The organism is Stenotrophomonas sp. ZAC14A_NAIMI4_1 (genome assembly GCF_003086915.1).
Lineage (GTDB): Bacteria > Pseudomonadota > Gammaproteobacteria > Xanthomonadales > Xanthomonadaceae > Stenotrophomonas.
Genome location: NZ_CP026002.1, coordinates 3,438,997 through 3,454,868, shown reverse-complemented (window position 1 = coordinate 3,454,868; position 15,872 = coordinate 3,438,997). Strand labels below are relative to the sequence as shown.

Genomic DNA, 15,872 nt, shown 5'->3' with positions numbered 1-15,872 from the left:
GGTTCAGCCCCCCGCCGAGAGGCCGTCGGCCACGGTGCGGCGGTAGGCCAGCAGCGCCGGCACCAGACCGGCCAATGTACTCAGCAGCAGCACCCCACCCACCCAGGCCAGCTCGCGCAGATCCGGCCAGACATGGGTGATCGACAGCCCGAAATTCGCCAGCGCCCAGCCACGCCCGGCCAGGCTGGCGCTGACCAGCACGGCCAGCGCCAGCACGCAGGCCATGCCACTGGTCGCCACCGCTTCCAGCACCAGCAGGCTGGCGATGTAGCGCGGCCGTGCACCGGTGGCGCGCAGCACGGCCATTTCGCGGCGGCGCTCCTGCAGGGTCGACACCAGCAGCGCCACCAGCGAGACCAGGCCCAGCAGCACCACCATCGCGCTGATCAGCTGCAGCGCCCGCTCGGCGGTCCCGAGCGACTGCCACAACTGCTGCAGGGTGACACCGGGCAGGATCGCCAGCAGGGCCTCATCGGGATAGTCATTGATGGCGCGCTGTACCGAGAACGTGGCAATGCGCGAGTTGAGGCCGAGCATGAAGGCGGTGATGCTGGTCGGCGTCAGGTCCAGGTGCCGTGCCTCCTCGGCGCTCACCGCGTGCCCGCGCAGCTGCACGCCCGAGCGCCAGTCCACGTGGATGGCCTCGATCGCCGGCAACGACACCAGCACCGAAGAATCCACCGGCGTGCCGGTACGCTGCAGCACGCCGCGGATGCGGAACGGCTTGTCGGCATGCCTGGCCAGGGTCACCGCGGCAGTGCCATGTGCCAGGATCATTTCATCGCCCACCCGTACGCCCTGCGCGCGGGCGACGTCGGCGCCGATGACCGCATCATAGAGATCATCGAACGGCGTGCCTTCGGCGAAGGCGAGCGGGTGCCCGGCCCCGTAGCGGTAATGCTGGAAGTAGCCGGCGGTCGTGCCGATGACCCGGTAGCCACGCCAGGAATCACCCAGCGACAGCGGCACCGCCCACTTCACCTGCGGCAGCGTGGACAGTTCCTGGTAGGACTGCCAGGACACGTTGTTGGTCGGGTCGCCGATGTGGAACACCGAATACAGCAGCAGGTTCACCGGCCCCGAGCGCGCGCCGACAATCAGATCGGTGCCGGAAACGGTGCTGGCAAACCCCTCGTGGGCCTGCACGCGGACGCGCTCCACGCCCAGCAGCAGCGTCACGCTGAGGGTGATGACCAGGACGGTAAGGGCCACGCTCAGCGCACGGCTGCGCAGGCTGGCCCAGGCAAGTTCAAGCATGGACGGCTCCGGCGTGGTTGATGTCCTGCAGTTGCACCACGCGGTCGAACAGCGGCTGCAGGCTGTCGTCATGGCTGACCACTACCGCCGTGGTGCCGGCGGCTGCACATTGCGCCGCCATGAGTTGCAGGAAGGCGGTGGCGGCGCCACGGTCGAGGGCCGAGGTCGGCTCATCGGCCAGCAGCACCGCAGGGCGGCCGATCAGCGCACGCGCGGCGGCCACCCGCTGCTGCTGGCCCACGCTGAGCGTGCCGGCCCGGCGCAGCAGCAGGTCCGGCGGCAGCTGCAGGGCCTGCAGCAGGCGCTTGATCTCATCATCGACCGGCCGGCCCACCCGCCCGCTGCGCAGCGGCGAGAAGCGCAGCCCCAGCGCGATGTTGTCGCGCACGCTGAGGAACGGCAGCAGGTTGAACTGCTGAAAGATCACGCCCAGCTGATCGGCACGGAAACGGTCGCGGGCCGACGGCCTGAGTGCGTGCAGCGGCGTACCGGCGACCCTCACCTCGCCCTGCTCCGGCGTCAGCACGCCCGCCAGCAGGCCCAGCAGTGTGCTCTTGCCCGAACCGCTGGCACCCCGCAGCAGCACACTGCTGCCCGGGGCAATCTGCAGCTGCGGAATATCCAGCACGGCGCGCCCGCCGTAGCTGAAACGCACCTGGTCCAGTGCGATCACCGCGGCGGACGTCATGGCGCCAGCACCACGCGCAGGTTGTCGGCGCTCAGCACGGTGCGGCCCTGGCCGGCCGGGGTGGCCGTGTTGACGATGACCTCGTGCAGGTTCGGGAAGGCCTTGGGCAGCGACAGCACCAGCACGCGCAATGCAGCGGGGTTGGCGCACTGGTAGCTCAGCTCGGCAGTGAAGCCTGCGTGCGCATGCTTGCCCGCTGCTGTGGCCGGCGTCGCTGCTGCGGCAGCGAATCCGTCGGCGTGCGCGTCACGGTGCAGCGGCGTGCACTGCGCTGCGCTGGGCAGGGTCAGCCAGTCGGCGCGCTTCAACGCAGCCAGTGCCGAGTCCAGCGCGGCCTGTTCGCCCGCGTTGGCCGGCGGCCGTTCGAAATCGAGGATGCCGATGCCCGGTGCCTGCAGGGCGAGCTCAAGCCTGCCCTGGTCCAGGGCGAGGTCGACGGTGGCCTGGCCATGCACGTGAGCACCGAGCTGGCGAACGTCATGGGCATGCACGGCGGGGGCGGCAAACAACAGGAACAGCAAAACAGAACGCTTCATGGGGGAGCCTCACTTTGTTACTATGTAACATTATGGACCACATCCCCACACCGCCCGCAAGGGCACTGCCCCAGCCGCCTGTTTCGGCACGCTGGCACCCCCGTCTCGATCTGGCCGGCGCCTGGCTGTCCCTGGCCTGCGCCGCGCACTGCGTCACCCTGCCCCTGCTGTTGGCCTTCGTGCCTGCGGCGATGATGGCGCTGCGTTCGTTCCAGCACCCGGCCCACGGCGCGATGACCGCGCTGCTGGTGATGTCACGCTGGGAATGGGTGTTCGCCCTGGTGGCATCCAGCGTGGCAGCCGCGAGCACCGCCTCCGGCTGGCGCCGGCATGGCCGGACCGGTCCGCCGCGCCTGGCCGCGTGCGGTGCGTTCGCGCTGCTGTCGTCCTCGCTGTACCTGCCACTGAAGGAATCGCTGGTGTGGCATGGCGTGGCGACCGCCTGTGGCGGCGTGCTGCTGGCCGCCGCGCATATCCGCAACCGCCGGGCGCTGCACCGCCCCCGGTAGGCGTCCACCTTGGTGGACGTTCCCAACGTGCCAACCAAGGTTGGCCTCTACATGGCGTCGGGGGCCAATCCCTGCGCATCGCGTTCGCGCAGCAGGTCGGCGAAGGCCTTCAACGCGGGGCGCTGCACCGCCCCCGGTAGGCGTCCACCTTGGTGGACGTTCCCAACGGGCCAACCAAGGTTGGCCTCTACACGGCGTCGGGGGCCAATCCCTGCGCATCGCGTTCGCGCAGCAGGTCGGCGAAGGCCTTCAACGGCGGCGGCAGGTGCCGGTGGCCTGGGAAGTACAGGTACAGGCCGGGGAACGGCGGGCACCAGGCATCCAGCACCGGCACCAGCGCGCCGCTGTCCAGGTCATCGCGGATATGCCATTCGGACAGGAAGGCCAGGCCAACCCCGGCCAGCGCCGCCGCCCGAGCCGCCTGCAGTTCACCCACCACCAGGCGCGCCGGTGGATCAACCTGCAGCACCTGGCCGCGGTGCTCCAGTTCCCAGCGATACACGCCGCCGTGCGACAGGCGCATGCGGATCGCGCCGTGCCCGGCCAGCGCATCGGGCGTATCCGGCGTACCGTGCGCGGCCAGGTACGCAGGCGACGCGACCACGCGCATGCGCTGCTGCCGATAAAGCGGCAAGGCCACCATGTCCTGTGGCACCTGCTCATGCAGGCGCACGCCGGCATCGAAGCCATCGGCGACGATGTCCACCAGCCGGGCCTCGGCGGACAGCTCCAGCCGCACCTGCGGGTAGCGCTGCACGAAGGCCGCCACCAACCCGGCCAGCATGCGCGTGCTTTCCGGCGGCACGCTGATGCGCAACGCGCCACTGGGGTGCTGCGCATCGCCGTGCAGTTCTTCGGCCGCCGCCTGGATCTCGGCCAGCGCAGGGCCGATGCGCGCGACGTAGCGTGCGCCGGCTTCGGTCAGGGCCACGCTGCGCGTGGTGCGGTGGAACAGACGAACCTGCAGGCGAGCCTCCAGGTTCGCCACGGCATGGCTCAGCGCCGAGGTGGACATGCCCAGTTCGCGCGCAGCCGCACGGAAGCTGCCGCGGCGGGCCACGGCCAGCACGGCATCAAGTTCAACCAGGCCGGAACGATGCATGGCACGCCTCCAATCATCCCGAAACTCGGGACACGCTATCCACGATAGACCGGATTCCCCGCACGGTCGAGCAGCGCCAGACTCTGCCCACACCCTCTCACTCCCCAGGAACCGGCCATGCAACGCATCGACCAGCATTTCATCAACGGCGCTTTCGTGGCGTCCCACGGCCAGCACGACGCCAACCTGCACAACCCCGCCACCGAAGCAGTCATCGGCACGGTACGGCTGGGCGACGCGGTCGATGCCGAACGTGCAGTGGCCGCGGCCAAGGCGGCCCTTCCCGCACAGGCCGCACGCAGCGTGGCCGAGCGCCTGGCCATGCTCGGCCGCTTCCGCGATGCGATGGCCGAGCGCCAGGATGCCCTGCACGCGGCGGTGCTGGCCGAGTACGGTGCGCCCTCAGCACGTTCGCGCTGGATGGTCGAGCACCCCGTGCAGGTGATCGACGAGGCGATGCGCGTGCTGGCCGATTTCCCGTTCCAGCGCAGCGTCGGCCAGGCCCAGGTGCATCTGCTGCCCGTGGGCGTGGCCGGCCTGATCACGCCCTGGAACAGCAATGCGTCCTTCATCTGCGGCAAGCTTGCGACCGCGCTGGCGGCCGGCTGTACCTCCGTGGTCAAGCCCAGCGAGATGTCCGCGCTGCAGACCCAGGTGGTGATGGAGGCGCTGCACGCGGCGCAGCTGCCGGCCGGCGTTGCCAACATCGTCAACGGCCTGGGCCAGGACGTCGGCGCCGTGCTCAGCGCATCGCCCGACGTGGCCAAGATCTCCTTCACCGGGTCCACCGCCACCGGCCGCGCGATCCTGCGCTCCAGTGCGGACACCTTCAAGCGTGTCACCCTCGAGCTGGGCGGCAAGTCGCCCACGGTGATCCTCGACGATGCCGACCCGCAGGCGGCCGCAGCGCTGGCCGTGCAGGCCGGTTTCATCAACAGTGGCCAGGCCTGCATTGCGGGAACCCGCATCCTGGTGCCCGAATCGCGCCGTTCGGCGTTCGAGGATGCCCTCGCGGCTGCCGTACGGGCCGTGCGCAGTGGCGACCCGCGCGATGCCGCGACCACGGTTGGGCCGATGGTCAGCGAACGGCAGTGGCAGCGCGTGCAGGGCTACATCACGACCGGCATCGCAGAAGGCGCGCGGCTGCTGGCCGGTGGCGAAGGGCGCCCCGAGGGGCTGCAGAAGGGCTGGTTCGTGCGCCCTACCCTTTTCACCGGCGTGCGCAACGACATGACCATTGCGCGCGAGGAAATCTTCGGGCCGGTGCTGTGCGTGATCGGCTACCGCGACGAGGAAGAGGCGGTCGCCATCGCCAACGACACCGCCTACGGATTGAGTGCGCTGGTGATCGGCAGCGATGAAGCGCGGGCGACGGCGGTGGCGCGGCAGATCCAGTCCGGCCGCGTGCTGGTGAATACCCTGCGGCATGAGCCGATGGCCCCCTTCGGCGGCATGAAGCAGTCGGGCATCGGCCGCGAGAGTGGCGCGTGGGGGCTGGAAGCGTTCCTGGAGGCACAGACGCTGGTGGTTGGCTGACCCACGCACGCCATCACTCGTCGAACGGCCGTTGCCCCAGCGTCTGCGTCACATGGTCCACGAAACAGGTGATGCGTGCCGCCAGGGCGGTGTTGCGGTAGTAGACCGCGTTGATCGGCTGCAGCACGTCCTGGGTCTGCCGCGCGAACAGCTGCACCAGCCGCCCTGCGCGGCGATCCTCACGGGTGAGGAAGTCGGATAGGCAGGCAATGCCCAGCCCGGCCACCGCCATCTGCCGCAGCGTTTCACCACTGGACGACGCGATGGCCGGCTGGATGACGAACGGGCCGCCGTCGGCGTCACGCAGCGGCCATTCGTTGAGCGAGCTGGGCTGGGTGAAGCCCAGCAGATCATGGTCGCGCAACTGGGCGATGCGGCTGGGCGTGCCCCGCCGCTGCAGGTAGTCCGGGCTGGCCACCACGCGGATGCGGCTGTGGCCGATCGGCCGCGCGTGCAGGGTGGAATCACGCAGCACGCCGATGCGGAACGCCACATCGGTGCGCTTTTCGATCAGGTCGGTGATGCCCTCGTTGGAGTTCAGTTCCAGCTCGACCTGCGGGTAGCGTTCGCGAAAGCCCGCTAGCAACGGCACGATCACGTGCAGCATGAAGGGCGTGGCGGCATCCACGCGCAGGCGTCCCACCGGCTGCAGGCGGCGGGCGGCCATCTGTTCCTCGGCCTCGTCCACCGTGGCCAGGATGGTACGCGCGTACTCGAGGAAGGCCGCGCCTTCTTCGGTCAGTTCAAGGCGCCGGGTGGTCCGCCGCAGCAGCGTGGTCTGCAGCTTGTCCTCCAGCCGCGCCAGCGTACGGCTGGTAGCCGAGATGGTCAGCTCCAGTGCCTCGGCCGCTGCGGTGATCGAGCCGCTGTCGACCACCGCCACGAAGGCCTTCATCTCATCCAGGGTGGTCTTCATTCTTTACTCCGGCGCAAAAGCGTTTCCCGTATACACGGCTTAATCGGCAAATGTAAAGCCGCCAGACTGGCCCCCGTCGGAGCACTCCGCTCCCCTTCCAGCCTGGAGCCATCCATGAGCATTCCTTCCTTTGGCGTCGGCACCTTCCGCCTGACCGGCCAGACCGTCATCGACTCGGTGCGCAACGCGCTCGACGTCGGCTACCGCGCCATCGACACCGCGCAGATCTACGGCAACGAGGCCGAGGTCGGCCAGGCCATCGCTGAATCCGGCGTGCCGCGCGAGCAGCTGTTCCTGACCACCAAGATCTGGGTCGACAACCATGCCGCCGACGCGCTGATCCCCAGCCTGCGCGACAGCCTGGCCAAGCTGCGCACCGACCATGTCGACCTGCTGCTGATCCACTGGCCCGCCCCCGGCAGCGCCGTCGAGCTGCGCGAATACATGACCGCGCTGGCTGAAGCGAAGACGCTGGGCCTGGCCCGGCAGATCGGTGTCTCCAACTTCAACATCGAGCTGACCCGCCAGGCCATCGAGGTCGTCGGCGCCGGCCAGATCGCCACCAACCAGATCGAACTGAGCCCGTACCTGCAGAGCCCGGCGCTGACCGCGTACCTGAAGGACCAGGGCATCACCGTGACCTCGTACATGACGCTGGCCTACGGCAAGGTGCTGAAAGACCCGGTGCTGGCCCGCATCGCCGACAAGCACCAGGCCACGGTGGCCCAGGTTGCGCTGGCCTGGGCGCTGCAGCTGGGCTACGCCGTCATCCCCTCGTCGACCAAGCGCGAGAACCTGGCCAGCAACCTGCTCGCCCAGGACCTGCATCTGGAGGCCGAGGACATGGCCGCGATCGCCGCGCTGGAACGCAACGGCCGCGAGGTCGACCCGCCGGGCCTGGCCCCGGCCTGGGACTGAGGCGCATCGACATGGGCAGTGCGTTGACGCGGCTGCGTGCCGGTGGCTTCAGCATCGGCATCGAAGCCCCCCTGGACAATGACTGGACGCCGCTGGGCGAACAGGTGCGCCGCGCCGCGCGGCGCCTGCCCGGCGAACCCGACCTGCAGCGGCATGCCGAACTCGCGCGGCTGGCCGACCGCCTCGGCTTCCGCGCGCTGTGGGTGCGCGACGTGCCTGTGTACGACCCCGCCTTCGGCGATGCCGCGCAGGTGTTCGAGGTGTTCACCTACCTGGGCTACCTGGCCGGCATCACCGACAACATCCTGCTGGGTACCGGCGCGGTGGTCCTGCCGATCCGCGAGCCGCTGCTGACCCTGAAGTCGGCGCGCAGCGTGCAGCAGCTCAGCGGTGACCGCCTGCTGCTGGGCGTGGCCAGCGGCGACCGGCCCGTGGAGTACCCGCTGTTCGGTCGTGACTTCGACACCCGGGGCAGCCGCTTCCGCGACCAGGTCGCGCTGCTGCGCGAGGGCGGCGCCGCGCATCTGCCGCAGGGATTGGACGTACTGCCCGCGGGCGGGCCGGCGCTGCCGCTGTTCGTGGCCGGCCTGGCCCAGCAGCAGCCGGCGTGGATCGGCCAGCACATGGACGGTTGCCTGGCCTACCCCGGCACGCCGCAGGACCATGCGCAGCGTGTGGCGGCGTGGCGTGCGGTCGCGGGTGACAAGCCCTATGCCAGCTTCATCCACCTGGACCTGCTGGCCCAGGCGGACGCGCCGTTGCAACGCTGGCGCTTCGGCCTGCGTGGCGGCCGCAACGCCCTGCTGGCCGAACTGCAGGCCATGCAAGCCGCTGGCGTGGACCACATCGGGCTGCAGTTCCGGCGCAACGAACGGCCCTTGGCCGAAACCCTCCACGAGATCGCCGAGCATGTGCTGCCGCACTTCGCGGCGCACGCTCCTGCGATGGCTGTCTGAGCCAGACGCCGGCCAGTGATGCCAGGTAGTGCCGGCCGCTGGCCGGCAACTGCGTTGCGCCCGCGTGGCAGAGGTGCCGGCCAGCGGCCGGCACTACCCGTCCTGGTCGAATACCCCGGCCACCCAGTCGATGAACACCCGCAGGCGGGGTGACGGCGTGCGGTTGCGCGGGTAGACCACGCTGAGCGGACTGGGCGTGGGCGGCGCCTCCGGCAGCAGCTCGACCAGCTGCCCGCGCGCAATGTACGGATCCATGCGGTAGCGAGGCGCCTGGATGATGCCCAGCCCCGCCAGCGCGGCGCCAAGAAACGCATCCGCGCCGGACACGCGCACCCGTGCCGGCAGCGGCAGGTAGCGGACCTGCCCACCGAGCTGGAATTCCAGCGGAATCAGCTGCCCGGTGGCGCTGGATCGATAGCCGACCATTTCGTGGCCGTCCTGCAGGGCATCGATGCTGCCCGGCACGCCCCGGGCCTGCAGGTAGCCAGGCGAGGCCACCGTGACTTCGCGCAGCAAGGCCAGCCTTCGCGCGGCCAGATCGCTGTCGGCCAGGCTGCCGACCCGCAGCGCCGCGTCCACGCCTTCCCGCAGCAGGTCCACGTAGCGGTCGCCTTCGCTGACATCCAGTTCAATCTCCGGGTAGCGCTGCAGGAAGTCCGGCAGGTGCGGAAACAACAGGTGGCGGCCCAGCGTGCCGTGTACCTCGATGCGCAGCGGGCCGCGTGGCGGCGCGTCACGGAAGGCGGCCTCGGCATCGTCCATGTCAGCGATCAGGCGCAGGCAGCGGCCGTAGAACGCCTCGCCTTCCAGGGTCGGCACCACCAGCCGCGTGGTCCGGTGCAGCAGGCGCACGCCCAGGCGCTGTTCCAGCGCCTTGATCGCATCGGTCACCGTGGCCCGTGGCAGACCCAGGTCTTCAGACGCGCGGGTGAAGCTGCGGCGTTCGACGATGCGGACGAAGGCACGCATGGCGGTGAAGCGATCCATTGTTCGGTGTGCCGGATGATGTTGGCGGATCATGCCAGATTATCCGGATGCGCGACTGCGCGAAGATGACCCTGCGCCGATCGGGCGTGTCCTGCTGGAACCGAACATGACCGTTGCCTCCTCCCCTTCCGTCGCCCTGGTCACGGGCGGCTCGCGCGGTATCGGCGCGGCCATCTCGCGTCGCCTGGCTGCCGATGGCCATGCCGTGGCCATCAACTACGCCGGGCGACGCGATGACGCTGAAGCGCTGGCGGCCGAACTGACCGCCGCCGGGGGCCAGGCCATCGCACTGCAGGCCGACGTCGCCGACCCACAGGCCGTCCGCCAGCTGTTCGATGCCATCGAGGCGCGCTTCGGTGGCGTCGACGTGGTGGTCAACAGTGCCGGCGTCCTGCAGCTGGCCGCGCTGGCCGACAGCGACGACGCACTGTTTGAGCGGGTGATGGGCATCAACCTGAAGGGCGCGTTCAACGTTCTGCGCGAAAGCGCGCGACGGGTCCGCGACGGCGGCCGCATCGTCACCCTGTCCACCAGCGTGGTCGGCATCAAGCTGGAGAACTACAGCGTCTATGCGGCCAGCAAGGCAGCGGTGGAGACGCTCGGTGCGATCCTCAGCAAAGAGCTGCGCGGGCGCGGCATCACGGTCAATGCGGTGGCACCGGGCCCGACCGCCACCGATCTGTTCCTGGATGGCAAGTCGCCGGAACTGATTGATCGCCTTGCGAAGATGAATCCGCTCGAGCGACTGGGTACGCCGGAAGACATCGCAGGCGCGGTGGCGTTCCTGGCTGGCGCAGATGGCGGATGGATCAACGGCCAGGTACTGCGCGCCAACGGCGGGATGGTGTAACCGGTAGCGCCGGGCCATGCCTGGCGGCGGCACCGGTAGTCGTCCACCGTAGTGGACGGTCCCAACGTGCCAACCAAGGTTGGCACCTACCGGGCCGCCTCCCGCCGGCGGTGCACCCAGTAGTACAACGTCGGCAGCACCAGCAGCGTCAGCAGCATCGCCGACAGCAGGCCGCCGATCACCACCACCGCCAGCGGCTTCTGCGTCTCCGCACCGATGGCATGCGAGGTGGCCATCGGCAGCAGGCCGAACATCGCCAGCAACGCGGTCATCAGCACCGTGCGCAGGCGCTGCAGCGAGCCCTGCACCACCGACTGCAGCAGATCCATGCCCTGCTCGCGCAGCTGAGCGAAGCGGCTGAGCATCACCACGCCGTTCAGCACCGCCTGGCCGAACAATGCAATGAAGCCGATCGCGGCCGACACCGAGAGCGGAATGCCGGTCACCCACAGGGCCAGGATGCCGCCGATCATCGCCAGCGGCACGTTGGCCAGGATCAGTGCCGCACTGCTGATGTCCTTGAACGCATCGAACAGCAGCACGAAGATGATCAGCACCGACAGCGGGATCACCCAGCCCAGCCGCTTCATCGCGCGCTGCTGGTTCTCGAACTCGCCCGACCATTCCAGACGGTAGCCGTCGGGCAGTGCCACACTGGCATCCACCCGCGAGCGCATGTCGGCCACCACGCTGCCCATGTCGCGGCCGGCGATGAAGATGCTCACGGCCTTCACCCGCTGCGCGTTTTCGCGGGAAATGTTGATCGCACCGCTGGCCATGCGGAAATCGGCCACATCGGACAACGTCACCGTATGCCCATCGCCGATCCCCACCGGCACCATGCGCAGGCGCTGCAGGTCACGGTCGGCATCGTCCAGGCGCAGGGTGATCGGGAACCTGCGGTCGCCTTCCCACAGCTCGCCCATTTCGCGGCCCCCCAGGGCCGTCTCGATCACTTCGTCGATGTCGCGCACATTCAGCCCGTAGCGCGCGGCACGGTCGCGGTCGATCTCGATCTGCAGCTGCGGCAGCGAACCATCGCGGTCGATGAAGGCGCTCTCCACCCCGTCCACGCCACGCACCTGACCGAGGATGGCCTGGGCCTGCCGATTCAGCACGTCCAGGTCGGCACCGCTGACCTTGATGACGACCTGGCCCTTGATCTGCGAGATGCTCTCCAGGATGTTGTCGCGCACCGGCTGCGAGATCGAGAACTCCGGCCCGGGAATGCGCTGTTCGAGCGTGCGCTGCAGATCGGCGATCAGCTGCCGCTTGTCCACGCCCTTGGGCCATTCCTTCTCCGGCTTCAGCGCCACAAGCGCTTCGATCTGGTTCGCGCCCTTGGCATCGGAGCCGTCTTCGGGCCGCCCAAGCTTGGCCACCACCGTCGACACCTGCGGATAGGTGTTCACCAGTTCGCGGATGCGCCGCGACTGCTGCTGCGCTTCGGCCAGGCTGGTGCTGGGGTCGAGGGTGGCGGTGAGCCAGATCGACCCCTCATCCAGCTCGGGCAGGAACTCCGAACCCAGCCGCGTGCCCAGCGCCAAGGTGCCGACCAGCAGCGCCACGGCGGTCAGCACCACTGCCCGCGGCCGGGCCAGGGCGCGTTCCAGCACCGGCTGGTACCAGCCGGTCAGCCGGTCCATCAGCGGGTTTTCGCCGCGCATGCGGTCGCGGCGCAGCCACCAGTAGCAGAACAGCGGCACCACGGTGAGCGCCAGGATCAGTGCGCCGATCAATGCCGAGGTCACCGAGTAGGCCATCGGTGCGAACATCCGGCCTTCCTGCCGCTGCAGGGTGAAGATCGGAATATGCGCGGCGATGATGATGAGCATCGAGAAGAACGTCGGCCGCCCGACCTCCGAGGCCGCCGAAAGTACGGTAGAGAACCGTGTCTTCCGGTCCGCCGTACGCGGCAGCGCGGACAGGCGCGAGACGATGTGCTCGGTGACGATCACCGCACCGTCGATGATGATGCCGAAGTCCATCGCCCCCAGCGACAGCAGGTTGGCTGGCACGCCCCACAGGTGCAGGCCGAGGAAGGTGGACAGCAGCGCCAGCGGCATCATCGCCGCCACGATCAGCGCCGCGCGGGCGTTGTACAGGAACAGCCAGAGCACCAGGAACACCAGCACCGCACCTTCCAGCAGGTTGCGGAACACCGTCTTCAACGTGGTCGACACCAGCCAGGAGCGGTCATAGAACGGCTCGATGCTGACCCCGGCCGGCAGCTGGCCGGCCTCGATCTCGGCCACGCGCGCATGCAGGGCATCAAGCACATCGGACGGATTTTCGCCCTTGCGCATCAGCACCATGCCGAACACCGCGTCATCGTTGTCGTCCTGGCCGACCAGGCCCTGCCGTGGCAGGCCGGTGTCGACGATGCTGGCCAGGTCACGCACCAGCACAGGCGTGCCGCCCTTCTGCGCCACCACCACGCTGCCGATGTCGGCGGGCGAGCGCATCAGGCCGACGCCGCGGATCAGGAACTGCTGCTGGCCGCGTTCGACATAGCCACCGCCGGCATTGGAGCTGCCCTTCTCCAGCGCTTCGGAGAACTCCCCCAGGCTGATGCCACGGTCGCGCAGCTTGTCCAGGTCCGGCTTGACCTGGAAGGTACGCGCGTAGCCGCCAAAGCTGATCACATCGGCCACGCCGGGCACGGTGCGCAGGCCACGCTCCATCACCCATTCCTGCACCGTGCGCAGCTCGGTGGGGCTCATGTGCGGTGCCTTCAGCACGTAGCGGTAGATCTCGCCCACCGCCGAGCTCATCGCTTCCAGCTCCGGGGTCACGCCTTCGGGCAGGTCCACGCCCTGCAGGCGCTCCAGCACCTGTTGCCGGGCGAAGTAGTCATCGGCCTTGTCATCGAAGGTCAGGATGATCATCGACAGGCCGAACTGCGTGTGCGAGAACACCCGCACCGAGTGCGGAATGCCCGACAACGCCACTTCCAGTGGCATGGTCACCTCGCGCTCGACCTCCTCGGCCGCGCGGCCCGGGTGCAGCGACACCACCGTTACCTGGGTGTCGGACACATCGGGGAAGGCCTCGACCGGCAGCACGCGGAACGCCGCAACGCCGCCGCCGATGAACAGCAGCAGCGCCAGCATCACCATCAGCGGCTGGCGCAGGCAGTACGCAATCAAACGGTCGATCATGGTGCGGCGCGCCCCGTGCCGGAGGTGGACGTGGCCGGCGCGGTATCCACCAGCTGCTGCAGCAGCAGGCCACCTTCAACCACCACGCGGCTGCCGACGGGCAGGCCCTCGCGTACCCACAGGCGGCCATCGCCCAGCTCTTCGGCCTGCACGGCACGGCGGGCGTAGTGCCCCTTGCCTTCCTCCACGAACACGACCTGCTTGCCGTCGATCAGCAGCACCGCCGCATCCGGCAGCGATACGCCGCCCTGCCCCGGCAGCGCGACCTGGGCCCGTACGTACTGCCCCGCCTTGAGGCTGCGGCTGCGGTTGTCCAGCTCGGCGCGGGCCTGCACCACGCGGCGCTCGCTGTCGACGAAGTCATCAACGTGCTGCAGCGTGGCCTGCAGCGTGCCGCCATCGGCGGCCGGCACACGTACCTGCATGCCGGGCTGCAGGCGACCAGCCAGGCTTTCCGGGATGTCCAGCAGCAACCACAGGCGATCCGGATCGCCGATGACCGCCAGCGGCTGCTCGCTGTCCGGGCCGACGTTCATGCCGGGGCTCATGCGCCGTTCCACCAGCACGCCGTCGATGGGCGCGCGCAGCGGCAATCGCTGGTCAACGCGGTTGCCATTGCCGTAGGCGGTAGCAAAGGCGGCGGCGCGGGCATGGTCGGCCTGGCTGCCGGCAAAATGCGCTTCCGCCTCGTCCAGCTCGCGGCCCGAGGCCACGCCGGCGGCATGCAGCTCCCGGGTACGCTCCAGCTCACGCCGGGCCTGCTGCAGTTCAGCCTGCCCACGCACACCCTCCGCCTGCGCCTGGCCGAACTCCGGCGAGGTGATCCAGGCGATGACCTGCCCGGCCTTGACCCTCTGCCCCGGCTGCGCCTCGATGCGCGACACCTGCCCCGGCATCGGGGACCGCAGGGCGCTGGAGCGGGTTTCGTCCCACACGATGCGGCCAGGCAGCCGCAGCGATGCGCTGGCCCCCTCGCCCACGGCTTCGCTGCGCAATACCTCCAGCTGGCGGCTGTCGGCCGGGAACTGGATCTGGCCGGCACTGACGGCCGGCGCAGGATCGTCATGGGTCGCCGGCTCACGCCCGCAGCCGGACAGCAGGGCCAGCGCGACCAGCGCAGGCAGCAATGCGCGGCGCGCACGCGGTTGGGTGACGTCACGCGGCATCATGGGGTATCTCCTTGGGCTACAGACGTGGCCGCGTTCCAACGCGCCAACGCAACGGCATGGTCGGCACGCGCCTGGATCAGTGCGGCCTCGAAGTCGCGCCAGCTGCGGCGCGCATCCAGCAGGTCGGTCAGGCTGGCCGCACCGCGTCGGTAGGCCAGCTCGATGCCTTCAACGGCCTTGCGCGCGCTGTCGGCCTGCAGGCCTTCGTACGCCTGCCGGCGCTGCGCGGCGCTTGCGGCGCTGGCCTGCAACTGGTCCAGCTCGGCCCAGGCCTGGCGCTGCAGCGCATGAAGTTCAAGCGCGGCGGTATCGCGGTCAGCCTCGGCACGCTGGATGCCGCCATGCGCACGTGAGGGCGCACCCAGCGGAATCGTCACCGAAACGCCCCAGGTAACGCCGTTGATATCGGTCGGCTCGCGCTCGGCTTCCACGCCCCACTGGATGTCGCGGCGGCGCTCGCTGCGCGCCAGCGACACGCCCGCATCGGCGGCGGCCAGCCGCGAACGGGCGGCGCGAAGGTCGACACGCTGCTGCGGATCGGCAGCGCTGCTTGCGGGTTCGAGGGTGGCATCCGGCCAGTCATCGTCGGCACTGAGCGACGCGCTTTCATCCATGCCCAGCAGCAGGGCCAGCCCATGCCGCGCATCGCGCAGATCAAGCGCCGCGTCACGCGCCGCGTCGGCCACCGCCAGGTCATCCACCGCAAGGCGCGCACGATCCACCGGCGCCATCGCCCCGGACGCGACCTGGCGCTCGGCCGCCGCCATCTGCTCGGTGGAGCTGCGCCGGTTCGCCTCGGCAACATCAAAGTTGTCCTGCGCGGCCTTCAAGCCGAAGTACGCCTCGTGCAGCGCCAACTGCTGGCGACGCTTGGCATCCAGCATGTCCAGTCCGGCGGCCTCCACCAATGCATCGGCCTGGCGCATGCGCAGGCTGCGCTTGCCACCGCGCTCCCAGGTCCAGCCAAGGCCAACGGTGCTGTCCACGCGCTTGTCCTGCCAGCGGCCGCTGCCGACGCCGTGCTTTGGGCTGATCTTGCTGCTGCCCAGCGACAGTTCCGGCGCCGGCCGCAGTGCGGCAGTGAGTGCATCACCCTGTGCCCCACGCAGTTCCAGTGCCGCCGCGCGAAGGTCGGGGTTGTGTGCATCCATGGCGCGTTGTGCGTCCTGCAGGCTGATCGCCCACGCCGCCGGTGCGCACGCCAGTGCGGCCAGCAGGGCCGCCGAACGAGGGAGGAAATTCATGCGCGCCACGGTAAGGTGGCGCACTTGCGCCAAACTTTCCCGA

Annotated in this window: 14 protein-coding genes; 5 read left to right on the top strand and 9 right to left on the bottom strand. The window is 69.4% G+C overall.

The features are described from left to right. Positions 1–3 precede the first annotated feature (3 nt). Genes C1926_RS15695 through C1926_RS15685 form a run of 3 tightly spaced genes read right to left on the bottom strand, consistent with a single transcriptional unit; the run spans position 4 to position 2,481 of the window. Entirely contained in the window at positions 4–1,257 is a 1,254-nt protein-coding gene (locus C1926_RS15695) for an ABC transporter permease (RefSeq protein WP_108759831.1), read from the bottom strand. Next, positions 1,250–1,945, bottom strand: a complete 696-nt coding sequence (locus C1926_RS15690) for an ABC transporter ATP-binding protein (protein WP_108746778.1) — start codon at positions 1,943–1,945, stop codon at positions 1,250–1,252. Before C1926_RS15690 ends, C1926_RS15695 begins: the two co-directional genes overlap by 8 nt. Then, positions 1,942–2,481 (bottom strand): DUF2796 domain-containing protein, encoded by a 540-nt coding sequence (locus C1926_RS15685; protein ID WP_108759830.1) that lies wholly within the window; start codon positions 2,479–2,481, stop codon positions 1,942–1,944. The genes C1926_RS15690 and C1926_RS15685 overlap by 4 nt, the downstream gene beginning before the upstream one ends. A gap of 32 nt (positions 2,482–2,513) precedes the next feature. Here C1926_RS15685 and C1926_RS15680 point away from each other — a divergent pair, with 32 nt between their 5' ends. Next, complete coding sequence (locus C1926_RS15680) at positions 2,514–2,990, top strand: MerC domain-containing protein (RefSeq protein WP_108759829.1); 477 nt, start codon at positions 2,514–2,516, stop codon at positions 2,988–2,990. Positions 2,991–3,177: 187 nt separating this feature from the next. On the opposite strand, the gene C1926_RS15675 is transcribed toward C1926_RS15680, so the two are convergent. Then, the gene (locus tag C1926_RS15675; RefSeq protein WP_108759828.1) at positions 3,178–4,092 is read right to left on the bottom strand and encodes a LysR family transcriptional regulator; all 915 of its coding nucleotides are present in this window, start codon (positions 4,090–4,092) and stop codon (positions 3,178–3,180) included. Positions 4,093–4,209: 117 nt separating this feature from the next. Here C1926_RS15675 and C1926_RS15670 point away from each other — a divergent pair, with 117 nt between their 5' ends. Further along, the gene (locus C1926_RS15670; protein WP_108759827.1) at positions 4,210–5,628 is read left to right on the top strand and encodes an aldehyde dehydrogenase family protein; all 1,419 of its coding nucleotides are present in this window, start codon (positions 4,210–4,212) and stop codon (positions 5,626–5,628) included. Positions 5,629–5,641: 13 nt separating this feature from the next. Here the strand turns inward: C1926_RS15670 and C1926_RS15665 are convergent, their stop codons facing one another. Continuing rightward, positions 5,642–6,544 carry a LysR family transcriptional regulator gene (locus C1926_RS15665; protein ID WP_108759826.1) on the bottom strand — a complete coding sequence of 301 codons (903 nt, stop codon included), beginning with the start codon at positions 6,542–6,544 and terminating at the stop codon, positions 5,642–5,644. A gap of 114 nt (positions 6,545–6,658) precedes the next feature. Here C1926_RS15665 and dkgB point away from each other — a divergent pair, with 114 nt between their 5' ends. Next, positions 6,659–7,462 (top strand): 2,5-didehydrogluconate reductase DkgB, encoded by an 804-nt coding sequence (dkgB, locus tag C1926_RS15660; RefSeq protein ID WP_108759825.1) that lies wholly within the window; start codon positions 6,659–6,661, stop codon positions 7,460–7,462. Between the two features lie 11 nt (positions 7,463–7,473). Then, positions 7,474–8,418, top strand: a complete 945-nt coding sequence (locus tag C1926_RS15655) for a TIGR03571 family LLM class oxidoreductase (protein ID WP_108759824.1) — start codon at positions 7,474–7,476, stop codon at positions 8,416–8,418. A 93-nt stretch (positions 8,419–8,511) separates the two neighbouring features. On the opposite strand, the gene C1926_RS15650 is transcribed toward C1926_RS15655, so the two are convergent. Continuing rightward, positions 8,512–9,405: a LysR family transcriptional regulator gene (locus tag C1926_RS15650; protein WP_108759823.1), complete on the bottom strand. Its 894-nt coding sequence runs from the start codon at positions 9,403–9,405 to the stop codon at positions 8,512–8,514. 106 nt (positions 9,406–9,511) lie between these two features. On the opposite strand from C1926_RS15650, the gene C1926_RS15645 reads away from it, so the two are divergent. After that, complete coding sequence (locus tag C1926_RS15645; protein ID WP_079225234.1) at positions 9,512–10,255, top strand: SDR family oxidoreductase; 744 nt, start codon at positions 9,512–9,514, stop codon at positions 10,253–10,255. 86 nt (positions 10,256–10,341) lie between these two features. On the opposite strand, the gene C1926_RS15640 is transcribed toward C1926_RS15645, so the two are convergent. From C1926_RS15640 to C1926_RS15630, 3 genes are read right to left on the bottom strand one after another with little or no spacing between them, the layout of a single operon-like run. Further along, positions 10,342–13,416, bottom strand: coding sequence for a CusA/CzcA family heavy metal efflux RND transporter (locus C1926_RS15640; protein WP_108759822.1), 3,075 nt, complete (start codon positions 13,414–13,416; stop codon positions 10,342–10,344). Then, positions 13,413–14,585 (bottom strand): efflux RND transporter periplasmic adaptor subunit, encoded by a 1,173-nt coding sequence (locus C1926_RS15635; protein WP_108759821.1) that lies wholly within the window; start codon positions 14,583–14,585, stop codon positions 13,413–13,415. Before C1926_RS15635 ends, C1926_RS15640 begins: the two co-directional genes overlap by 4 nt. After that, a complete protein-coding gene (locus C1926_RS15630) occupies positions 14,582–15,829 on the bottom strand; it encodes a TolC family protein (RefSeq protein WP_108760730.1) in 1,248 nt (415 codons plus the stop codon). The genes C1926_RS15635 and C1926_RS15630 overlap by 4 nt, the downstream gene beginning before the upstream one ends. Between the last annotated feature and the right edge of the window lie 43 nt (positions 15,830–15,872).

What these genes read in the sequence shown, in the direction of transcription:
- C1926_RS15665 (WP_108759826.1), bottom strand. Translation starts at nt 6,544, where the DNA reads ATGAAGACCACCCTGGATGAGATGAAGGCCTTCGTGGCGGTGGTCGAC.
- C1926_RS15630 (WP_108760730.1), bottom strand. Translation starts at nt 15,829, where the DNA reads ATGAATTTCCTCCCTCGTTCGGCGGCCCTGCTGGCCGCACTGGCGTGC.
- C1926_RS15685 (WP_108759830.1), bottom strand. Translation starts at nt 2,481, where the DNA reads ATGAAGCGTTCTGTTTTGCTGTTCCTGTTGTTTGCCGCCCCCGCCGTG.
- C1926_RS15645 (WP_079225234.1), top strand. Translation starts at nt 9,512, where the DNA reads ATGACCGTTGCCTCCTCCCCTTCCGTCGCCCTGGTCACGGGCGGCTCG.
- C1926_RS15680 (WP_108759829.1), top strand. Translation starts at nt 2,514, where the DNA reads ATGGACCACATCCCCACACCGCCCGCAAGGGCACTGCCCCAGCCGCCT.
- C1926_RS15640 (WP_108759822.1), bottom strand. Translation starts at nt 13,416, where the DNA reads ATGATCGACCGTTTGATTGCGTACTGCCTGCGCCAGCCGCTGATGGTG.
- C1926_RS15695 (WP_108759831.1), bottom strand. Translation starts at nt 1,257, where the DNA reads ATGCTTGAACTTGCCTGGGCCAGCCTGCGCAGCCGTGCGCTGAGCGTG.
- C1926_RS15675 (WP_108759828.1), bottom strand. Translation starts at nt 4,092, where the DNA reads ATGCATCGTTCCGGCCTGGTTGAACTTGATGCCGTGCTGGCCGTGGCC.
- C1926_RS15670 (WP_108759827.1), top strand. Translation starts at nt 4,210, where the DNA reads ATGCAACGCATCGACCAGCATTTCATCAACGGCGCTTTCGTGGCGTCC.
- C1926_RS15655 (WP_108759824.1), top strand. Translation starts at nt 7,474, where the DNA reads ATGGGCAGTGCGTTGACGCGGCTGCGTGCCGGTGGCTTCAGCATCGGC.
- C1926_RS15635 (WP_108759821.1), bottom strand. Translation starts at nt 14,585, where the DNA reads ATGATGCCGCGTGACGTCACCCAACCGCGTGCGCGCCGCGCATTGCTG.
- C1926_RS15690 (WP_108746778.1), bottom strand. Translation starts at nt 1,945, where the DNA reads ATGACGTCCGCCGCGGTGATCGCACTGGACCAGGTGCGTTTCAGCTAC.
- dkgB (WP_108759825.1), top strand. Translation starts at nt 6,659, where the DNA reads ATGAGCATTCCTTCCTTTGGCGTCGGCACCTTCCGCCTGACCGGCCAG.
- C1926_RS15650 (WP_108759823.1), bottom strand. Translation starts at nt 9,405, where the DNA reads ATGGATCGCTTCACCGCCATGCGTGCCTTCGTCCGCATCGTCGAACGC.